Origin of the sequence: Mesorhizobium sp. M4B.F.Ca.ET.089.01.1.1 (genome assembly GCF_004022605.1) — a bacterium.
Taxonomy (GTDB): Bacteria; Pseudomonadota; Alphaproteobacteria; order Rhizobiales; family Rhizobiaceae; genus Mesorhizobium; species Mesorhizobium abyssinicae.
Genome location: NZ_RZOS01000710.1, coordinates 1 through 1,960, shown reverse-complemented (window position 1 = coordinate 1,960; position 1,960 = coordinate 1). Strand labels below are relative to the sequence as shown.

The 1,960-nt window shown below is 66.4% G+C and carries 2 protein-coding genes; one reads left to right on the top strand and one right to left on the bottom strand.

Translation table 11 applies throughout. The features are described from left to right. The coding region (locus EN780_RS33010; RefSeq protein ID WP_145971026.1) for an outer membrane beta-barrel protein at nt 1-843 on the bottom strand (843 nt) is incomplete at its 3' end. 205 nt (nt 844-1,048) lie between these two features. Between EN780_RS33010 and EN780_RS33005 the strand changes: the two genes are divergently transcribed. Next, nucleotides 1,049-1,960, top strand: a 912-nt coding sequence (locus EN780_RS33005; RefSeq protein ID WP_128276360.1) for a KpsF/GutQ family sugar-phosphate isomerase, incomplete at its 3' end; no start/stop codon positions are given.

Genomic DNA, 1,960 nt, shown 5'->3' with positions numbered 1-1,960 from the left:
GCCGTCGATCGTGGCCGAGTTCTCGCGCCAGTCGGAGGTCGCGGAAAAACGCAGCGCCGTCTCCGACAGCACCGCCGACGTGCCGCCGCTGCTGGCATCGGCATTGGACGTCGCGGTGAAGCCCTGCTCCAGCGTCGGCCGAAAGACGAAGGTGCCGACCTTGATGCCGGTGGCGGCGAAGGGGTCGTCCTCGGGCTTGATCTTCTGGCCTTCGATCGAGGCGGTGCGCTCGGCGCCGGGGTCAAGCTTCTGCCTGTCGACGCTGTCGATGGTGACCGCGCGACGGTTGGCGCCGTCCTGGTCCTCTCCGGCGGTGCCAGTGTCTGCGGTGGTGGCCCCGGTCGCCGTTGGGTCGGTCTTGGTCTTCTTCTTGTCGGCGGCCTTTGTCTTTTTCTTCCCGGCGGTGTCGTTGTCCGCCTTCTTGTCCGCATCGTCGGCGCGCTGTTTGGCGGTCGAGGTCCGACGTGGCTTGGGCGGAGAAGGGTTGTCGACGAACGGATCGTCGGTAGCGGCAGGCTGGTCGAAGATGCTGTCGTTCGCGGCCGTTCCATCGGTCTCGTCAGGCACTGCGCCGGGGCTAGCCGGCGAATAGGGGTCGGCCGGAGCGTCGGCGGTCGCGGTCGCCGGCCCGTTCAGATCCTGGGCACGAGCCCTGCTCATCTGCCTGACCTTGCGCTGCTGGTCCGACAGGATCGCCGATTCCGAAACCTCGCCGCGCAACTCGGTTTCCTGGGCATGGAGTTGCATTGGCCGCAGCAAAGCGAGGACGCTCGCCGCCAGCAGCAGCGTGCTGACGGCCTTGCCCGTCCGACCTCTTTTCGTTTCAGGCTGGGCCCCGGTCATCGTCACCACTGCTTGCGCGGCGCAGGCGCGCCATACTTACCGAACCGTAAATGGGGATGGTTAACGGAGGGTTGAGGCGGGCGGTTCTCTCGCGCATTCGGTGTCCCGCATGTCGAAGCCAAAATGGTGCTTCAGGCGAGGGCCGCCATCGACCGCAGGCATTTCTGTTGGACAGGCGGGCGGCGAAGCGCTAAGCGCATCAGCCATGCATGCAGGGTCCCCAGAAAAGAAGCGCCCGGACAGGCAGGCTTCGATCGATTCGGCGCTGAGAACCGTGGCGACCGAGCAGGCCGGCATGGCTGCATTTGCCGCCGCGCTCGAGAACGGGTTGGCCGAGCCATTCGCGCGCGCCGTCGAGCTGATTTCGGGCATCGAGGGCCGCGTCATCGTCACCGGCGTTGGCAAGAGCGGCCATATTGGCTCCAAGATCGCCGCAACGCTGGCCTCGACCGGCACGCCCGCCTTCTTCGTCCATCCGGCGGAAGCCAATCACGGCGATCTCGGCATGATCGCCAAAGACGATGCCATCATCGCCATGTCATGGTCTGGCGAAAGCAAGGAGCTGATGGGCATCGTGGCCTATTCCAAGCGTTTCTCGATCCCGCTGATCGCCATCACGTCCGGCGAGACCTCGGCGCTGGCGCGCGCCGCCGACGTGGTGCTGCTGCTGCCGCCCGCGCCGGAAGCCTGTCCGCACGGGCTGGCACCGACGACATCGGCGCTGCTGCAACTGGTCATGGGCGATGCGCTGGCCATTGCGCTGCTCGAGGCGCGGGGCTTCACGCCCGACCATTTCCGTACCTTCCATCCGGGCGGACAGCTCGGCGCCAATCTCACGCAACTGCGCGAGATCATGCATGTCGGCGAGCGTCTGCCGCTGGTGCCGTCGGGCACCGGCATGCGCGAGGCGATCATCGAACTCTCGCGCAAGGGCTTCGGCTGCGTGGCGATCAGCGGCGCCGATGGGGCGCTGATCGGCATCATCACCGACGGCGATATCCGCCGCCATATCGCCAACGACCTTCTGGCGATGAGCGTCGATCAGGTGATGACCAGGAAACCAAAGACGGCGACGCCGGACACGCTGGTGGCGACGGCGCTGCAGACCATCAACACC